Here is a 17,424-nt window from a genome sequence, read left to right on the forward strand (position 1 = left end):
CCGGACATGAGCCAGGTCGTGGGCAGCCACGATCTCCTCCTCGTCACCTTGGACACCCTGCGTCACGACGTCGCGGCGGAGCTCGCCGCCGCCGGGCGCATCCCGAATCTGGCGCGGCATCTGCCGGGCGGGGCCTGGGAGAGGCGGCATGCCCCCGGCAGTTTCACCTACGCCTCTCACCAGGCGATCTTCGCGGGTTTCCTGCCGACGCCCGCCTCCCCGGGACCGCACCCCCGGCTGTTCGCCGCCCGGTTCGCCGGCAGTGAGACCACGGCGGAACGCACCTTCGTCTTCGATGCGCCCGACCTGGTATCCGGCCTCGCCGAGGTGGGATACCGCACGGTGTGCATCGGCGGGGTGGGGTTCTTCAACCGGCAGGCCCCGCTGGGCTCGGTGCTGCCCGGCCTGTTCCAGGAGGCGCACTGGGAGCCGGAGTTCGGTGTCGCCTCGCCCACCTCGTTCGAGGCGCAGGTGGAGCGTGCCGAGCAGGTCGTCCGGGGGCTCCCGGCCGGTCAGCGGCTGTTCCTCTTCGTCAACGTGTCGGCGCTGCACCAGCCGAACTGGTTCCACCGGCCGGGCGCGACCCGGGAGGCGGGCGACAGCCGGGCGACCCATGCGGCCGCGCTGGAGTACGTGGACGCCCACATCGGCCGCCTCTTCGCTGCCGTGAGCAGCCGCCGCCGCGCGTTCGCCATCGTCTGCTCCGATCACGGCACGGCGTACGGGGACGACGGCTACACCGGTCACCGGCTCGGCCACGAGTCCGTCTGGACCGTTCCTTACGCGCATTTCTTCCTGCAACCGGGGGCCTCCGCACGATGACCAGTCGGCACACCATCCGCCCGTACCGGAGCTACGTCTACGCCTATCCGCACAAGACGGCGTACGGCAGGCTCGCCGAACACCCCGGCGGTCGGCCCGCGCTGCGTGATCTGTGGGCGGGTGAGAACAGGGACGCGCTCTCCCTCTACCTCCACATACCCTTCTGCGAGGTCCGTTGCGGGTTCTGCAATCTCTTCACGCGGATCGGCGCCCCCGACGAGCTCACCACCCGCTATCTCGACGCGCTGGACCGGCAGGCGACCGCCGTGCGGGACGCGCTGGGCGACGCCGAACCGGTCCGGTTCGCCGCGGCGGCGTTCGGCGGGGGGACGCCCACGTTCCTGACCGCGGGCGAGCTGGAGCGACTGTGCGACATCGCGGAGAAGCGCATGGGCGCCGAGCTGCGGTCCGTACCGCTGTCCGTCGAGACCTCGCCGTCGACCGCGACCGCCGACCGGCTGGCCGTCCTCGCCGACCGGGGGACGACCAGGATCAGCATCGGTGTGCAGAGCTTCGTCGAGGCCGAGGCCCGGGCGGCGGTCCGTCCGCAGCGGCGTGCCGACGTCGAGGCGGCGCTCGGGACGATCAGGGACAGCCGCATCCCGGTCCTCAACATCGACCTGATCTACGGCATCGACGGCCAGACCGAGCGGAGCTGGCGCACCTCGCTGGACGCGGCGCTCCAGTGGCGGCCGGAGGAGCTGTACCTCTACCCGCTCTACGTCCGTCCGCTGACCGGTCTGGGCAGGCTCGGGGCCGCTGACGAGGCCGCGGTGGACGCGGCCTGGGACGAGCAGCGGCTGCGGCTGTACCGGGCCGGCCGCAATCATCTCCTCGCCCACGGCTACGAGCAGGTATCGATGCGGATGTTCCGCCGCGCCGACGCCCCGCGCCCCGAGGGCCCGGACGACCACGCCTGTCAGACGGACGGCATGATCGGCCTGGGCTGCGGCGCCCGCTCGTACACCTCGCGGTTGCACTACTCCTTCGACTACGCGGTGGAGATGCGCGAGGTGCGCGCGATCATCGACGGCTACACGGCCACCGAGGACTTCTCGCACGCCGAGGTGGGCCGGTTCACCGACGGCGACGAGTCGCGCCGCCGCCACCTCCTTCAGTCCGTCCTGCAGGCCGAGGGGCTGCGTGTGTCCGAGTACCGCGAGCGCTTCGGCACGGACCCGGGCGAGGACTTCCCCGAGGAGCTCGCCCGGTTCGACGACCGGGGCTGGCTCGACCGGGACGTGACGGCCGCCGGCCTGCTGCGTCTGTCGCCCGAGGGGCTCGCCCACTCGGACGCCCTGGGTCCCGACCTCTTCTCCCCCGCCGTACGGGCCGCGATGGCCGCGTACGAGCTGAAGTGAGCCCCGCATGGACCTGACGATCCTCTACCGCGGGCCGCTCGCGTCGTGCGACTACGACTGCCCGTACTGTCCGTTCGCCAAGCGGCGCGACAGCCGGGAGCAGCTGCTGGCCGACCGTGCCGCGCTGGAGCGCTTCACGGCGTGGGCGGCGGCGCGGACCGATGACCGGATCTCGGTGCTGTTCACCCCGTGGGGCGAGGGGCTGGTCCGCTCCTGGTACCGCCGGGCGGTGGTCGAGCTGGCCCGGCTGCCGCACGTCCGGCGGGTGGCGATCCAGACGAACCTCAGCGGCCGTACGCGGTGGCTGGCCTCGGCGGGCGCCGCGGACCGCGACAAGATCGCGCTCTGGTGCACGTACCATCCGGGCCAGACACCGTACGAGCGGTTCCTCGGCCGGTGCGGGGAGCTGGTGTCGCTGGGGATCCGCCACAGCGTGGGGGTCGTCGGGCTCGCCGGTCATCTCGACGAGGCGCGGCGGCTGCGGGCTGCCCTGCCGAAGGAGGTCTACCTGTGGGTCAACGCCGCCGAAGGGCACACGTACACGGACGAGGAGGCCGGCCGCTGGACGGAGATCGACCCGCTGTTCCCGTACAGCCGCCACCCACACCGCTCGGCGGGCCTGCCCTGCCGGACGGGTGAGTCGGTCATCTCCGTGGACGGTGACGGAACGGTACGCCGCTGCCACTTCGTCCGCGCCGAGCTCGGCAACCTCTACGACGGCAGCTACCGCGCGGCGCTGGGGCCCCGCGCCTGCCCGCTCGCCGTCTGCGACTGCCACATCGGCTATGTGCACCTGGAGACGCTGCCGCTGTACGACGTCTTCGCCGGCGGGGTGCTGGAGCGCATACCGGTGCTGCCGCTGCCCTCGGCCGCCCGGCGCGGCTGAGGACAGCGAATCCGTCAGAGCGGCAGCAGGTCGGGCCGCTTGGCCCCCACGTGGTCGCCCGAGGACTCGCCGCGCAGCCGCCGGCCGATCCACGGAACGAGGTACTCGCGCGCCCAGTGGATGTCGTCGCGCCGCACTTCGAGGGTTCCGCGCTGCACCTGCGGCGGCCACTCCTGGTCCGGGTCCGCGGGCACGCCGAGGCCGAGGACCTGGGCGGCGCGCAGCGCGACCCTGGTGTGCCCCTCGGGCGAGAGGTGCAGCCGGTCGTTGTCCCAGGCCCGCCGGTCCTGGACCGAGCGCAGGGACCACAGGTCGAGGACCGGGCAGTCGTAGCGGTCGGCGATGGACCGCACATGGGCCGTGTAGGTGGCGATCTTGCCGCGCAGATGCCGCAGCACGGGAACGTTGCGGGTGTCGAAGCCGGTGGTGACCATGACGGTGCCCACCGACCGGGTCAGATCGGCCACGGCGCGCTCGAAGCGCTCGGCCACGGCGTCGGGATCGGAGCCCGGCCGGATGATGTCGTTGCCGCCGGCGCAGAAGCTCACCAGGTCCGGGGCGAGTTCCTTGGCGCGCGGTACCTGCTCCTCGACGATCTGGTCGAGGAGGCGTCCTCGTACGGCGAGATTGGCGTACCGGAAGTTCCCGTGAGCGGTGCCTGTCGCCGCGCCGAGGTCCGGGAGCTGGTCCGCGAGGAGTACCGCGAACCGGTCCGCCCAGCCGACGAAGGTTCCGTCCGGACCGGGGTCACCGACTCCCTCGGTGAAACTGTCGCCGATCGCCGCGTACGACCCGATGGCGCCCCGTTGGTTGTTGACGCCCTGATGGATGTTGTTCGAATCGTCTGCCACAAGGGCATATCCTGCACCGCCGAATGTGACCTACGCGACCGTAATACGGGGTTGACGGGTGGTGAGATAGACCACCCAGTCAGTTTTTGGTAAAGGGGGAATAAGCAGAGGGACGGTGCGCCGCCGCGCACCGTCCCTCTATGCATTGCTCAGGTCCGGTTCACCGGACCGGTGTTGCCCCTGCTGCCCGGATCAGACGTTGATCCCGTGCGACGCCAGGTAGGCGATGGGGTCGATGTCCGAGCCGTACGCCGGACCCGTGCGGACCTCGAAGTGGAGGTGCGGGCCGGTGGCGTTGCCGGTGGAGCCGGACAGGCCGACCTGCTGGCCCGCGGTCACGGTCTGGCCGGCCGAGACGGAGAGCGAGGACATGTGGCCGTACTGCGAGTAGTGGCCGTCGGCGTGCTTGATGACGACCTCGTTGCCGTACGCGCCGCCCCAGCCGGCGGTGACGACGGTGCCGGAGGTGATCGCCTTCACGCTCGTGCCGGTGGACACGGGGAAGTCGATGCCGGTGTGGCTGCCGCTGGACCAGTTGGAACCGGAGGCGCGGTAGGCGGTGGTGTGGTTGCCCGGGACCGGGTGGACGTAACCGGAGTCGCTGCTCTGGGCGGCCGGCGCCGAGGTCTCCTCGGACGACGAGGCGTCGGAGGAGGACGACGACGAGTCCGACGTCGTGGACGCCTTCGTCCCGGTCGTGGCCGGGGCCTTGGACGGGGCCTTCGACGGGGTGGTGGAGCCCGTGGAGGTGGTCGAGGCGTGGCCCCAGGCCTTGCCGCCGAGGGTCAGCTTCATGCCCGGGAAGATCAGGCTCGGGTCGTCGCCGACGACCTTGCGGTTGTCCTGGTACAGCTTCTCCCAGCCGCCCTTGAGCTTGTGCTCGGCAGCGATCTTCGACAGGTAGTCGCCGGAGACCACGGAGTACGTCTTGGAACCGGCCTGCTTCTGCGCCACCGGCTTGGCCGGGGTGGCGTGCGTGGCGGCGGCCGACTGCGAGGTGGCGGGAGCGGCCTGCTCCGCGGCGTTGGCACCGGTGGCGCCGAGCAGCGGCAGCGCGATGACGGCTCCACCGGCACTCGCGACGACGACGCCACGGGCGATGGTGCTGGACTTGGGACGGCGGTGCTTACCCGATATGGGCATGAAGGTTTCCCTCTCCGGCGCCTGCGAGGTGAGCTGTCGGGTTCGGACTGGAGATGTCCGGTCGCGACTGGCGCGACTTCACCCCGAGCCGGCCGGATTCCCGGTCGGCGGCTTACCTGGTTCCCCCGCTCCTGCCACGCGGTGAGTGAGTGCGAATTCCGGGCGGCGGCAGGATTAGGCGGTCCGTCCGGATTGCAGCGAACGTAAGCGAGCCGGGACGGCGGAAACAAGCCACGGGTTCCGTGCGGGATTCCGCTTCGGAAAATCGGCGAGGAATTCCGGTCACACTCCGTGGATTACTGATCTTGGCTTTCCGCACCGTGCACGGAATACCCCCACGCCCCGCCGCCACACACCGTCACGGATATGATCCCGCTCACGAGCGGTCGATCATCTCCCGCACAACCGGGGCATGTTCAGCCAAAGGCCCCAATACGGACATGTCATGCCCATCGCCCCATCGCGACGAGACATCCGGGACGGCCGGCTCACGCTTCCGGCGCGCCGACCTGTCGGACGGGCCCGAAGGGCGGGCATGCGCGCGGGCCCGAAGTGCGGACCCGAAGTACGGGCATGACCAAGATGGTTGCCCGAGGAATCAATGTCGTATCGTCACGAGAGTGGACCCGCGGGCGACACGCGCCCCCGGCAGAGCCTCCAGGAGTGACCGTGACGCAGCAGCTGCCGCAGACCCCGCCGACGGAGCCCCAGCTGGCAGGTGTCCGCAATTTCCGTGATGTGGGCGGCCTGCCCACCTCGGACGGGCGCCGCGTGCGGTACGGGCGGCTCTACCGCAGTGGCCACCTGGCGCACGCCACCGCCGAGGACGCCGCGTTCCTCACCGGTCTCGGCCTGCACACCGTCTTCGACTTCCGCAACGTGGCCGACCACAAGCTGGACGGCCTGGACGTGGAGCTGCCGGGCGTGCGCAATGTGAGCATCCCACTCAGTGACCCGGCGGACGGTGCCGAGTTCTGGCGGATGGTGCGCGACGGCGACATGGACGAGCTGCGGTCGATCCTGGCCGACGGCAAGGGGTCCCGCCGCATGATCGCTTCCTATCGCCGGACCATCCTGGACCGCACGGCCGAGCACAGCCGGGTCCTGCACGCTCTGGCCGAGGACAGCATGCCGGCGCTGATGCACTGCGCCGCGGGAAAGGACCGCGCGGGTCTCTCGATCGCGGTGTCCCTGCTCGCCGTCGGCGTCGAGCGCGAGGCCATCGAGGCCGACTACCTCAAGTCGAACGACGCGCACCGCCGCTACAGGATCCGCCGCAGCGACACCTCCGCCGCCGGAATGTCGCCCGAGGTGATGGAACTGCTCAATCCGCTCTTCGGCGCCCACCCCGACTACCTGGCGGCCGCCTTCACCACCATCGACGAGACCTGGGGCACGACCGACCGCTACCTCTCCGAGGGCCTCAGGATCACCCCGGAGACACGGGAGCGGCTGCGCGAGCGCCTGCTCGACTAGGGCCTTTCGTCTGGCTGGATCGGGCCGCCCCCGGGCCTGATCGCGCGGGAGGCGTCCTCGACCATCACCCGCCGGCTACTGGTTGTGCATCCCGACGGCGAACAGCAGATAGAGGAAGCCCGCGATGATGTGCCCGGCCACCAGGTAGGCGAAGAGCCTGATGACGAGCCCGCGGGGCATCTTCTTCTCCTGCGGGTCGTAGTTCTTGGGCCGGCCCGGGCCGAACGGGTCGTAGTCCTCGGAATCGGTCATGACAGGTCCTCTCTGGCGACCGGCGGGGCCGGTGGCGGGGACGGAGCTTCAGCGACGGTGGATCCCGCTGCCGAGGCACAGCTCGGCGGCGGGGCTCTGCAGCAGGGTGTGGACGAAGAGCAGCTCGGCACCGTCACGGTCCAGGGCCGCGAGCCGGTGCGGGGTGAGCGAGTCGAAGTGCGCGCTGTCACCGGGAGCGAGGTCGTGGACCGTCTCCCCGAGAGTCACCCTGAGGTGCCCCGCCAGGACGTACAGCCACTCCTCGCCGGGGTGGACGCGCACCAGGTCGCCCTGGGCGCCGTGCGGCACCCGGACGCGCAGGGCCTGCATCGCCCGCCCCGGACCGCCGGCCTGCTGGTACATCCAGCCGTCGGCCTCGGCACCCTCGAACCGGCGGCCGCGGACGATCGCGTCACGTTCCGGGGGGATCTCGCCGAGCAGCTCGGAGACCGTCGTACCGTAGATCCTGGCGAGTCCGAGCAGCATCGGCAGTGAGGGCTGGCGCCGTCCCGTCTCGAGCCGGGACAGGTGGGCGGGCGAGAGCCCGGCCCGCTGGGCGGCGGTCTCCAGGGTGAGACCACGGCTGCGGCGCAGATCGCGCAGGCGTGGCGCGACCCCGGGCAGCTCGTCGGCCACCCCTCCTTCTGGAGGATTCATACCCTCATTGGGCCAGGAACTTTCCTCGGAGGCAAATTTATTGCCTCCGAGGCAAATCTGCTCCCGGGACGGTCAGCGGTTGGCGACGGCCTGCTTCACCAGGGTCCGGCCGAAGTCCCACATCAGTCCGCCGCCGCTGTGCGCGTCGTCCATCACGGCCGTGAACGCGGTGACAAAGCGGTCCACGTCCGCCTCGTCGATCACCAGTGGCGGAATCAGCTTGATCACTTCGAGGTGGTCGCCGGAGACCTGGGTCAGGATCCGGTGCTTCTGGAGCAACGGTACGACCACCATCTGCGCGAAGAGCCCCTTGCGGGCCGCCTGCAGCATGGTCCAGCGGCTGCGCAGCTTCAGCGAACTCGGCCGGCCGAACTCGATGCCGATCATCAGCCCGCGCCCCCGCACCTCGTGCAGCAGTTCGTACTCCCCGACGAGCGCGGCCAGCCGCTCCCGGAGCAGGTCGCCGGTCCGGCGCGCGTGGGCCACCGTCTCCTCGTCCTCCATCACCGCGAGGACCGCGAGTCCGGCAGCCATCGCCTGGGCGTTGGAGCCGAAGCTCGCGGAGTGGACGAGAACCCGGTCCATCGAGGAGTAGACCCGTTTGAAGATCCAGTCCTTGCCGAGGGTCGCCCCGACCGGCACATAGCCGCCGGAGAGCGCCTTGGCGACGCAGACCAGATCGGGTTCCACGCCTTCCTCGTGCTGGTACGCGTAGAAGTCCCCGGTCCGGCCCAGGCCGGTCTGCACCTCGTCCGCGATGAGCAGGGCCTTGTGCTTGTGCAGCAGCTCCTGGGCCTCCCGCAGGAAACCGGGCGGCGAGGCGTGCACTCCCTTGCCCTGGATCGGTTCGACGACGAGCCCCGCCACGTCGCCGCGCTTCAGCTCACGGCGCAGGGCGTCGAGGTCACCGAGCGCGATGGCGGTGTCGGGCAGCAGCGGGGCGAAGCCGTCCCGGAAGCCGGACTCCCCGTTCACCGAGAGCGAGCCGGTGGTCAGCCCGTGGAAGGCGTGCGCGCAGTACAGGATTCTGGGCTTCCCGGTGGCGTACCGGGCGAACTTGAGGGCGGTCTCCACCGCCTCCGTGCCGCTGTTGCCGAAGAAGACCCGGTCCAGGTGCGGGCTGTGCGTAAGCAGCTTCTCGGCCAGCAGGCCCGGCAGGGGCTGGCAGTCGAACCGGGTGAGGTCGGCGAGCGAGGCGTCCAGGACGTCGTGCAGCGCCTTGCGTACGACGGGGTGGTGCCGGCCCAGCCCCATCACCCCGAAACCGGCGAGCATGTCGAGGTAGTCGTTGCCCTCCGCGTCCCAGAAGTGCGCGCCCTCGGCCCGCTCGTAGACCTTGTCGAAGCCGATGGTGTGCAGCATGCGCGGGAGTTGGTGGTTGAGGTGCTTGGTGTGCAGCTCGTAGCGTTCGGCGCCGCGCTCCGCGAGGAGCCGTGCCAGGTCGAAGCCCTTGGGCCCGTCGTCGTTCATGCCCCGCTCTCCTTGTACCCGTTGCCGTTGCCCGGGGCGTGGTGCCCCCTGCCCGCGACCGCGTCCCTGACGGCCGGCGTGGCGCTGATCCGGCCCGCGATCTCGACCGGTGTGAGTCCGATGTCCGCCAGGATCTCGGCCCGTTTCCCATGGGCGAGGAACTGGTCGGGAATGCCGAACGTCCGCAGCGGTACGTCGACCCCGGCGTCCCGCAGTGCTTGTCCGACCGCGGAACCGACCCCGCCCGCCCGGCTGTTGTCCTCCACGACGGCGACGAGGCGGTGCTGCGCGGCGAGCGGCGCGAGGTGCTCGTCGACCGGCTTGACCCAGCGGGGGTCGACCACGGTGCAGCGGATGTGGGCGCCCTTCAGCAGTTCGGCGGCCTGGAGGCAGACGGGAGCCATGACGCCGACCGCGACCAGCAGCACGTCGGCGTCCTCGGCGCGGTGCAGGACGTCCATGCCGCCGATGGTGCCGATCGCGGGGAGCGACTCCCCCACCGACTCCTTCGGGAACCGGATCAGCGTCGGCGCGTCATCGATGTCGAGGGCCTCGCGCAGTTCGGCGCGCAGTCGCTCGGCGTCGCGCGGAGCGGCGATCCTGAGTCCCGGCACGACCTGGAGGACGGACATGTCCCACATACCGTTGTGGGAGGCCCCGTCGGGCCCGGTGACGCCGGCCCGGTCGAGCACGAACGTCGCCCCGCACCTGTGCAGCGCGACGTCCATCAGCAGCTGGTCGAAGGCCCGGTTGAGGAAGGTGGCGTACACGGCGACGACGGGATGCAGCCCCCCGGTCGCCAGTCCGGCCGCCGAGACGGTCGCGTGCTGCTCGGCGATCCCGACGTCCCAGACCCGGCCGGGGAACGCCTCGGCGAACTTCGTCAGCCCGACGGGATGCAGCATCGCCGCCGTGAGGGCGACGACGTCCGGGCGCTCCGCTCCGATCGCCACGATCTCGTCCCCGAACACGGAGGTCCAGGACGGGCCGGCCGCGGGGACGAGCGGGGCGCAGGTCAGTGGGTCCATCGCGCCGACGGTGTGGAAGCGGTCGGCCTCGTCCCGGAGCGCGGGAAGGTAGCCGCGCCCCTTCTCGGTGATGCAGTGCACGAGCACGGGGCCGTGGAAGCGTTTCGCGCGGTGGAGGGCGGACTCGACGGCAGCGGTGTCATGGCCGTCGACCGGTCCGACGTACTTCAGGCCGAGGTCCTCGAACATGCCCTGCGGCGCGAAGGTGTCCTTGAAGCCCTTCTTGGCCCCGTGCAGCGACTCGTACAGCGGCTGTCCGATGACGGGTGTCTGCCGAAGGACGCCCTTGCCCCAGGAGAGGAAGCGCTCATAGCCGTCGGTGGTGCGCAGGGTGGCGAGGTGGTCGGCGAGGCCGCCGATGGTCGGGGCGTAGGAGCGCTCGTTGTCGTTGACGACGATGATCAGCGGGCGGTCCCCGGAGGCGATGTTGTTCAGCGCCTCCCAGGCCATGCCGCCGGTGAGCGCCCCGTCCCCGATGACCGCCACGACGTGGTCGGGGCGGCCGAGGCGCTCGTTGGCCTTCGCGAGGCCGTCGGCCCAGCCGAGCACGGTGGAGGCGTGCGAGTTCTCGATGACGTCGTGCTCGGACTCCTGCCGGGACGGGTAGCCGGAGAGGCCGCCCTTGCCACGCAGCTTGGAGAAGTCCTGCCGCCCGGTGAGGAGTTTGTGCACGTAGCTCTGGTGGCCGGTGTCCCACAGGATCCGGTCCACGGGTGAGTCGAAGACCCGGTGCAGGGCGATGGAGAGTTCCACGACCCCGAGGTTGGGGCCGAGATGGCCACCGGTCCTGGCCACCGCCTGGACGAGGAACTTCCTGATGTCCTCGGCGAGTTCACCGAGCTGTGGTTCGTTCAGCGCCTTGAGATCGTGCGGCCCGCGGATCGACTGCAGCAGCGTCATCCGGGCCCCCCTCTCTGGTCCTGTTATCGGCTCACGACGGCGGCTCGGTCCCCCGGTCCCACCGGCCGACGCCGGCCCGGCCCGGACACGCCGCGAGGGGCGGCGCGTCGCGAGGGGCGGCGCGTCGCGAGCGCCGGGCCGAGACACGCCCCGGGAGAGCCGGTACGACCGGATCTCCCGCGAGCGTCACGTCATCGGTTCCCGCCGATGGTCTCCCGCGCCGCGCGCAAGGACTCCTTCAGCGACCCCATGGTGGCGAGGACGGCGGTGGGCTCGTAGCCGCAGTGCGCCATGCAGTTGGCGCAGCGCGGGTCCTTGCCCCGGCCGTACTTGTCCCAGTCGGTCTCCTCGATGAGCTGCCGGTACGTCGGCACGTACCCGTCGCTCATGAGGTAACAGGGCCGCTGCCAGCCGAACAGGGAGTAGTTCGGAATGGCCCACGCCGTGCACGGGAAGTCCGCCTTGCCCTCCAGGAAGTCCAGGAAGAGCGGCGAGTGGTTCAGTCGCCACTTGGCACGGTTGCCGCCCGCGAAGGTCTTCTTGAACAGCTCGCGGGTCTGCTCGACGCCCAGGAAGTGCTCCTGGTCGGGTGCCTTCTCGTAGGCGTAGGCGGGCGAGATCATCATCTCGTCGACCTTGAGGTCGTCGTTGAGGAAGTTGAGGACCTCGATGATGGTCTGGGGTGTGTCGGTGTTGAAGAAGGTGGAGTTGGTCGTGACACGGAAGCCGCGCCGCTTGGCCTCCTTCATCGCCGCCACCGCTTCGTCGAACACCCCTTCCTTGGCGACCGATTCGTCGTGACGCTCGCGCAGACCGTCGATGTGGACGGCGAACGCGAAGTAGGGCGAGGGGGTGAACTTCTCGAGCTTCTTGCGCATCAGCATCGCGTTGGTGCAGAGGAAGACGTACTTCTTCTTCGCCACCAGCTGCCGGACGATTTCGTCGATCTGCGGGTGCATCAGCGGCTCGCCGCCGGCGATGGAGACCATCGGGGCGCCCGATTCGAGCACGGCGCCGACGGCCTGGGCCACCGGCATGCGCTGCTTGAGGACTCCGGCCGGGTGCTGGATCTTCCCGCAGCCCTCGCAGGCGAGGTTGCAGGCGAACAAGGGCTCCAGCTCGACAATCAGCGGGAACTTCTCCCGCCTTCGGAGCTTCTGTTCAATGAGGTACGTCGCAACCTTGATGGACTGACGGAGCGGCATGGCCATCTAGCTCACCTCCTGGGGAGCAGCAAAGATCGGTGCCATTCATAGAAAGCCGGCAGGACGGCACGGAGAACGCGGAAAGCCGATATTCCACCGCGGACCGTGCCGATGCGGACGAGCTCATGCTCAGGAGCGTCCACGACCACCCGTACGGCGGCAACCGGGCGTGGCCCGGACCGCAGGGCGGTGCGCAGGGTCGCGGCGGACTCCATGTCCACCGCGATGGCTCCGGTGGCCCGCAGCTCGGCCCGCTCATGTCCGCGTACGACATGGTCGGAGCCGGTCAGCGGACCGGTGTGGACATTGCGTCCGGGTACGGCCCTGGCGAGTGCGTCGGCGAGCAGTGCCGTGCCGGTGCAGACGTCCGACTGCCCGGCTGTCCGGGTCTCGTCGGCCACCACCAGGTCGCCGGGGTGCATGCCGGGTGCGAGCCCGGCGCAGAACCCCGAGGCGATGACCGCGGCGCCGAGCGCCCGGCCCTCGCCGAGCGCCCTGGCCACGGCCGTTTCGGCCGCCTTCGGCCCCATACCCGTACGGAGTACGGTCACGGGGCCCGGGGCGGTGCCCGCCCTGGCCCTGCCGGTGCGCAGGGCCAGGTGCTCGATGCCCAGCGCGCAGGCGATGAGCAGCGGGGCGGCGGGGCCGGCCGGCCCCGGGGCATCGCCCATCAGACCCCCTCGCGGACCGCCGTGCGGCCCGCGAACGGGTCGCCGTGCACGTACCGTCCGAGTGCGGTCAGCGGGAAGACCTGCCGGTAGAGGTGGTAGTTGATGGAGAAGTCCCAGGGGAATCCGGTCCCGGTGAAGTACGGCTCGTCCCAGGAGCCGTCGGCCTGCTGCGTCTGCGCCAGCCAGGCGATGCCGCGTGAGACGGCCACGGTGTCCCGTCGTCCGGCCGCGAGGAGTGCGAGCAGGGCCCAGGCGGTCTGGGACGCCGTCGAGGCTCCGTGGCCGATCCACTTGTCCTCGTTGTAGGAGCGCAGGTCCTCGCCCCATCCGCCGTCGTCGTTCTGGACGGATTCCAGCCAGCCGACCGCGCGCCGGATGGAGGGGTGCGAGGCGGGCAGTCCGGCGGCGACCAGGGCGGGCACCACCGACCCGGTTCCGTAGACGTAGTTGACGCCCCAGCGGCCGAACCAGCCGCCGGCCGCGTCCTGTTCGGCGAGCAGCCACTCGATCCCCCGCTGGGTCGCGGGGTGCCCGGAGTGGCCCTCGATGGCCAGCATCTCCACCACGTGCCCGGTGACATCGGCGGACGGCGGGTCGATGACCTCGCCGAAGTCGCAGAACGGCAGCCGGTTGGGGAAGGCGCTGGTGTTGTCGGCGTCGAAGGCGCCCCATGCGCCGTTGCGCGACTGCATGCCGACGTTCCAGCGCACACCGCGCTCGATGGCGGCCTCGACCCGTGCCTGGTCCGGGTGGCGGACCCGGCGCAGCGCGAGGACCACTTCGGCGGTGTCGTCGATGTCGGGGTAGTTGTCATTGTGGAACTCGAACGCCCAGCCGCCAGGGGCCAGTTGGGGCCTGCGAACGGACCAGTCGCCCGGCCGCTCGATCTCCTCGCCGAGCATCCAGTCCGCCGCCTTCACCAGCGCGGGGTGGTCGGCGCCGACCCCGGCGTCGGCCAGTGCGATGGTGGCGAGGCAGGTGTCCCAGACCGGGGACTGACAGGCCTCGATCATGCGGGCGCCGTCCTCGCGCCAGATGGCGAACCGGTCGAGCGACTCGAGTCCGGCCCGCATCACCGGGTGGTCGAGGTCGTAGCCGAGCAGGTGCAGGGCGATGACGGAGTACACGGCGGGCGGCTGGATGCCGCCCCAGCAGCCGTCGTTCTCCTGGCGTTCGATGATCCAGCGGGCGGCCGCGTTCATCGCGAGACGGCGCAGTCTGCGCGGGGCGATCCGGTGATAGAGGTGCAGCGCCTTGTCGAGGCGCTGGAAGACGCCGTCCCAGCTGGCGGCCGGTGCGGGGCGGCGGGGCGGGTTGGGTACGTCCGGATCGGTGTGCAGCTCGTCCAGGGCGAAGGGCGCGGGCCGTACGGGCCGCTTCGCGGAGACGACGGTGAGCGGGACGATGGTCTGGCGGGCCCAGCAGCCGAAGTCGTAGATGTTGAGCGGGACCCATTTGGGGAAGAACATCAACTCGGGCGGGAGCTCCGGCAGGTCGTCCCATTTCCACCAGCCGAAGAGCGCCAGCCAGATCCGGGTGAACACGCGGCTCGCCGCGATCCCGCCCTGCTCCCTGACCCAGCCCGCGGCGCGGGCCATGTGCGGTTCGTCCGGACGGTCCCCTGCCAGACGCAGTGCCACGTACGCCTCGATCGTGGCCGAGAGGTCTCCGGGGCCGCCGTGGAAGGTGGCCCAGGTCCCGTCGCCGAGCTGTTCGCCGCGGATGAAGCGGCCGGCCGCCCGGACCGTGGCGGGATCCTGGATGCCGAGGAACTGCCGGAGTAGGAGGTCCTCGGCGTCCATGGTGACGTTGGTGGCGAGGTCGCCCTTCCACCAGCCCTGCTCGTCCTGCCTGCCGAGGAGATGCTCCACAGAGCGCTCCGCGGCCCGCCGCGCGGCGGCCAGTACGTCGTCCGCGGCGATCGTCGATTCGGTTGTCGGATTACTGGCCGAGGCTGCTCGGGGGTCCACAGCCCCGGTGCTTCCGTCGGTCGTCGCTGTCATGGCTTCCCCTTCGTGCAGTTGGTCCTCTGCTGTGCTGGGGTCTCCGTCGGCCGGCACCCGTGAGGGGCACCGGCCGGCGACTGCGAGTCATATGGAGGGGATGGTCATCATCTCTTTCGTACGACGACGAAGTCCGCGAGCGCCGTGAGCTGCGCCCGCACGGTTTCAGGCATGTCCACACCATGCAGCGCCTCGATGGCGACCGCATGCTGACGACGGGCCTCCTGGGCGGTCCACTCGCGGCCGCCCGCCTCCTCGATGAGCGCCGCACGGGCGGCGAACTCCTCTTCGGAGAAGCTGTCGAAGTCGCTGCTCTTCGCGTCGGCGGCGAGCAGTTCGCCCAGGCGCTCCGAGGCCGGTCCGCCGGCGGCGAGCGCGGCGACGACCGGCAGGGACTTCTTGCGCTGGCGCAGATCGCTCCAGGTCTGCTTGCCGGTGGAGTCCGGGTCGCCCCAGATCCCCAGCAGGTCGTCGACCGCCTGGAAGGCGAGGCCGAGGTGGTAGCCGTACGCCTCCAGGACGTCGGCGGTACGGTCGTCGGCGCCGCCGAGGACCGCGCCGATGGAGCAGGCGCAGGCGAGCAGGGCGCCCGTCTTGTTGCCCTCCATCTCCAGGCACTCCTCGACGGTGACCCGCTCGCGGTGCTCGTAGGAGATGTCCTGGGCCTGCCCGTCGATGAGCTTGCGGGTGGCCGTGGTCAGCCGCCGGGCCGCGCGGCCCGCCTCGACGGTGCCGAGCTCCAGCAGGATCTCGTTGGCCAGGGCGAACAGCGCGTCGCCGACCAGGATCGCCTGGGCGGGGCCGTGCACCTTCCACACCGTGTCGCGGTGGCGCCGCTGCTCGTCGCCGTCCATCAGGTCGTCGTGCAGCAGCGAGAAGTTGTGCACGAGTTCGACCGCCACGGCGCCGGGGATGCCGGCCTCCGCGGCGGCGCCGGCCGCCTCGGCGGACAGCAGGGCCAGCGCCGGGCGGACGGCCTTGCCGCCGTCGCCGTCGGAGGGCCTGCCCTGGGCATCGATCCAGCCGAAGTGATAGGCGGCCACGGTGTCCATGGGCGGTGCGAGCCGGTCAACGGCGGCCCGGAGCACCGGCGCGGAAAGGGCCCGTCCGCGCTCCAGAAGCGCGGTGACGTCCGTGGTGTCCGCCACGGTGTCGGAAGCCGGATTCGCCGGGGTCACTGACTCTCCTCTTGTTCCGGTGGTACTGCTCATGCCGCCTCCTGCAGCGGATGTTCGTGGGGGCGGCCGAGCGCCAGGAGCGCGGCGTCCGCGGCGCCGGCACCGCTACGGACGGCACCCTCCATCGTGGCGGGCCAGCCGGTGGCGGTCCATGCGCCGGCCAGGAAGAGGCCGGCCTCACGGGTGCGCGTCCCCGGCCGCAGCCGGCCGACGCCGGGAGCGGGCGCGAAGGTCGCCGTACGCTCCCGGGTGACGAAGAAGTCCCTGATGCCGGCCCCGCGGGCGGCGGGCAGGAGCCGCTCCAGCTCGGGCAGGTAACGCGCCCGCAGCTCGGCGACGGGGAGGTCGATCTCCTCGTCGGCGGCGGACTGGGAGACAGCGAGGTACTGGCCGGGGCCGGTGAGCCCGGAGGCCTCGGTCCGGTCGAAGACCCACTGGACCGGTGAGCCGAGCGCGGCGAAGAACGGCTGCCTGAGCACCTTGCGGTCGTAGACCACGTGCACGTTGAGGATGGGCGAGGTGCCGATCTCCAGCAGCCGCTCGGGGGCGTCGAGCGCACCCTCGGGCAGCAGGTCATGGGCCTCGCGCTGCGGCACGGCCAGCACGACCGTGTCGGCCTCGATGCGTTCGGCGCCGGTGTCGACCACCCAGCGTCCGTCGTCGGTACGGGTGAGCGCTCCGGCCTTCGTGCGCAGTTCGGTGCGGACGCCGGCGGAGTCCAGGGCCTTGCGGCTGAGGGTGTCGTGGACGTCCCCGAGCGGCACGGAGGCCCAGCCGATGTCGGCGGCGCCGGGTTCGGAGAGGAGTCCGGTCTTGAAGACCTTCGCGGCGAGCGCGAGCGAGGAGTTCGGCGCGGTGGCGTTGAGCGTGGCCACGCCGACGAGGTCCCAGAGGGCTTCGACGGTGCGGGGCGACTGTCCGTGCCGGGCGAGCCAGCTGCCGAAGTCGACATCGTCGAGCGCGGGGTCGTCCGGGTCCAGCCGGCCGAGCGCCAGCGCGGCCCGCCCGACGCTCGCGCGCTCGGCGAGCGAGAGGTGCGGGTAGGCGGCGAGTCCGGCGGCGAGGTGGAACGGGACCGGGAGGCCGTTGCGGCGCAGCCGTCCGAGCCGGGGGCCCGCGAGCCGCCCCACGTCGAGGACGGGCACGTCAAGACGGTTTTGCAGGGGTGCCAGACGCGCGCCGTCGACCCGGTCGAGGAACCAGCGGTAGGCGGTGCAGCAACGCAGGTAGACGTGCTGGCCGTTGTCGACCGTCAGTTCCCCGCGCCGGAAGGAGAAGGCCAGGCCGCCGAGCCGGGGCCGCCCTTCGAGCAGGGTCACGTCAAGCCCGGCATCGGCCAGGCGCAGGGCCGCCGTCATGCCGGCGAGCCCGCCCCCGATCACGACCGCGCGCGAGGAACGCAGGGCGTCGTCCGTCATGCGTCCCCCTCTCGCCGGGTCTTTTCAGTCAGGGACGCATCCGTGCGACAGGGGGTTGCCCGTCGTACGGAGTGATCATCCATGAGACACATGGTGCGCGAGA

General features: G+C 71.1%; 15 protein-coding genes and 1 riboswitch. Of the genes, 4 read left to right on the forward strand and 11 right to left on the reverse strand.

Annotated features, from left to right (window positions below; translation table 11 throughout):
• The first annotated feature begins 6 nt into the window (after positions 1-6).
• The 3 genes from ACFYPA_RS02910 to ACFYPA_RS02920 are packed head-to-tail and all read left to right on the forward strand — an operon-like array spanning position 7 to position 3,069.
• On the forward strand, positions 7-822 hold the full coding sequence (locus ACFYPA_RS02910) for an STM4013/SEN3800 family hydrolase (RefSeq protein ID WP_389129302.1): 816 nt from the start codon (positions 7-9) through the stop codon (positions 820-822).
• Entirely contained in the window at positions 819-2,183 is a 1,365-nt protein-coding gene (locus ACFYPA_RS02915; RefSeq protein ID WP_389129040.1) for an STM4012 family radical SAM protein, read from the forward strand. Before ACFYPA_RS02910 ends, ACFYPA_RS02915 begins: the two co-directional genes overlap by 4 nt.
• A 7-nt stretch (positions 2,184-2,190) precedes the next feature.
• A complete protein-coding gene (locus ACFYPA_RS02920; RefSeq protein ID WP_359082132.1) occupies positions 2,191-3,069 on the forward strand; it encodes an STM4011 family radical SAM protein in 879 nt (292 codons plus the stop codon).
• 14 nt (positions 3,070-3,083) lie between these two features.
• Here the strand turns inward: ACFYPA_RS02920 and ACFYPA_RS02925 are convergent, their stop codons facing one another.
• Both ACFYPA_RS02925 and ACFYPA_RS02930 read right to left on the reverse strand, forming a co-directional pair.
• On the reverse strand, positions 3,084-3,920 hold the full coding sequence (locus ACFYPA_RS02925) for an SGNH/GDSL hydrolase family protein (RefSeq protein WP_359311548.1): 837 nt from the start codon (positions 3,918-3,920) through the stop codon (positions 3,084-3,086).
• 192 nt (positions 3,921-4,112) lie between these two features.
• Positions 4,113-5,063 carry a peptidoglycan DD-metalloendopeptidase family protein gene (locus ACFYPA_RS02930; protein ID WP_359082134.1) on the reverse strand — a complete coding sequence of 317 codons (951 nt, stop codon included), beginning with the start codon at positions 5,061-5,063 and terminating at the stop codon, positions 4,113-4,115.
• A gap of 3 nt (positions 5,064-5,066) precedes the next feature.
• A riboswitch (cyclic di-AMP (ydaO/yuaA leader) is annotated at positions 5,067-5,221 on the reverse strand.
• A 511-nt stretch (positions 5,222-5,732) separates the two neighbouring features.
• On the opposite strand from ACFYPA_RS02930, the gene ACFYPA_RS02935 reads away from it, so the two are divergent.
• Positions 5,733-6,539, forward strand: coding sequence for a tyrosine-protein phosphatase (locus tag ACFYPA_RS02935; RefSeq protein ID WP_359082135.1), 807 nt, complete (start codon positions 5,733-5,735; stop codon positions 6,537-6,539).
• A gap of 75 nt (positions 6,540-6,614) precedes the next feature.
• Here ACFYPA_RS02935 and ACFYPA_RS02940 read toward each other — a convergent pair whose 3' ends face one another.
• The 9 genes from ACFYPA_RS02940 to hpnE form a co-directional block, all read right to left on the reverse strand.
• Positions 6,615-6,791 carry a DUF6126 family protein gene (locus ACFYPA_RS02940; protein WP_359082136.1) on the reverse strand — a complete coding sequence of 59 codons (177 nt, stop codon included), beginning with the start codon at positions 6,789-6,791 and terminating at the stop codon, positions 6,615-6,617.
• Positions 6,792-6,839: 48 nt separating this feature from the next.
• Positions 6,840-7,448, reverse strand: a complete 609-nt coding sequence (locus ACFYPA_RS02945) for an XRE family transcriptional regulator (RefSeq protein WP_359082137.1) — start codon at positions 7,446-7,448, stop codon at positions 6,840-6,842.
• Positions 7,449-7,520: 72 nt separating this feature from the next.
• A complete protein-coding gene (locus ACFYPA_RS02950; protein ID WP_359082138.1) occupies positions 7,521-8,918 on the reverse strand; it encodes an aspartate aminotransferase family protein in 1,398 nt (465 codons plus the stop codon).
• A complete protein-coding gene (gene dxs / locus ACFYPA_RS02955; RefSeq protein ID WP_359311545.1) occupies positions 8,915-10,846 on the reverse strand; it encodes a 1-deoxy-D-xylulose-5-phosphate synthase in 1,932 nt (643 codons plus the stop codon). Before dxs ends, ACFYPA_RS02950 begins: the two co-directional genes overlap by 4 nt.
• A gap of 191 nt (positions 10,847-11,037) precedes the next feature.
• Positions 11,038-12,057, reverse strand: coding sequence for an adenosyl-hopene transferase HpnH (gene hpnH, locus ACFYPA_RS02960; RefSeq protein WP_359082140.1), 1,020 nt, complete (start codon positions 12,055-12,057; stop codon positions 11,038-11,040).
• 5 nt (positions 12,058-12,062) lie between these two features.
• Positions 12,063-12,722: a 1-hydroxy-2-methyl-2-butenyl 4-diphosphate reductase gene (locus tag ACFYPA_RS02965; RefSeq protein WP_359311542.1), complete on the reverse strand. Its 660-nt coding sequence runs from the start codon at positions 12,720-12,722 to the stop codon at positions 12,063-12,065.
• The gene (gene shc / locus ACFYPA_RS02970) at positions 12,722-14,725 is read right to left on the reverse strand and encodes a squalene--hopene cyclase (RefSeq protein ID WP_359311538.1); all 2,004 of its coding nucleotides are present in this window, start codon (positions 14,723-14,725) and stop codon (positions 12,722-12,724) included. The genes ACFYPA_RS02965 and shc overlap by 1 nt, the downstream gene beginning before the upstream one ends.
• A gap of 107 nt (positions 14,726-14,832) precedes the next feature.
• Positions 14,833-15,936, reverse strand: a complete 1,104-nt coding sequence (locus ACFYPA_RS02975) for a polyprenyl synthetase family protein (RefSeq protein WP_359082143.1) — start codon at positions 15,934-15,936, stop codon at positions 14,833-14,835.
• Positions 15,933-17,321 (reverse strand): hydroxysqualene dehydroxylase HpnE, encoded by a 1,389-nt coding sequence (hpnE, locus tag ACFYPA_RS02980; protein ID WP_359082144.1) that lies wholly within the window; start codon positions 17,319-17,321, stop codon positions 15,933-15,935. The genes ACFYPA_RS02975 and hpnE overlap by 4 nt, the downstream gene beginning before the upstream one ends.
• Positions 17,322-17,424 lie beyond the last annotated feature (103 nt).

The organism is Streptomyces sp. NPDC005775 (assembly GCF_042871565.1).
Classification (GTDB): Bacteria; Actinomycetota; Actinomycetes; order Streptomycetales; family Streptomycetaceae; genus Streptomyces.

Coding starts and splice junctions, on each gene's coding strand:
- ACFYPA_RS02945 (WP_359082137.1), bottom strand. CDS start 7,448: ATGAATCCTCCAGAAGGAGGGGTGGCCGACGAGCTGCCCGGGGTCGCG.
- ACFYPA_RS02965 (WP_359311542.1), bottom strand. CDS start 12,722: ATGGGCGATGCCCCGGGGCCGGCCGGCCCCGCCGCCCCGCTGCTCATC.
- ACFYPA_RS02975 (WP_359082143.1), bottom strand. CDS start 15,936: ATGAGCAGTACCACCGGAACAAGAGGAGAGTCAGTGACCCCGGCGAAT.
- hpnE (WP_359082144.1), bottom strand. CDS start 17,321: ATGACGGACGACGCCCTGCGTTCCTCGCGCGCGGTCGTGATCGGGGGC.
- ACFYPA_RS02915 (WP_389129040.1), top strand. CDS start 819: ATGACCAGTCGGCACACCATCCGCCCGTACCGGAGCTACGTCTACGCC.
- dxs (WP_359311545.1), bottom strand. CDS start 10,846: ATGACGCTGCTGCAGTCGATCCGCGGGCCGCACGATCTCAAGGCGCTG.
- hpnH (WP_359082140.1), bottom strand. CDS start 12,057: ATGGCCATGCCGCTCCGTCAGTCCATCAAGGTTGCGACGTACCTCATT.
- ACFYPA_RS02930 (WP_359082134.1), bottom strand. CDS start 5,063: ATGCCCATATCGGGTAAGCACCGCCGTCCCAAGTCCAGCACCATCGCC.
- shc (WP_359311538.1), bottom strand. CDS start 14,725: ATGACAGCGACGACCGACGGAAGCACCGGGGCTGTGGACCCCCGAGCA.
- ACFYPA_RS02910 (WP_389129302.1), top strand. CDS start 7: ATGAGCCAGGTCGTGGGCAGCCACGATCTCCTCCTCGTCACCTTGGAC.
- ACFYPA_RS02940 (WP_359082136.1), bottom strand. CDS start 6,791: ATGACCGATTCCGAGGACTACGACCCGTTCGGCCCGGGCCGGCCCAAG.
- ACFYPA_RS02950 (WP_359082138.1), bottom strand. CDS start 8,918: ATGAACGACGACGGGCCCAAGGGCTTCGACCTGGCACGGCTCCTCGCG.
- ACFYPA_RS02920 (WP_359082132.1), top strand. CDS start 2,191: ATGGACCTGACGATCCTCTACCGCGGGCCGCTCGCGTCGTGCGACTAC.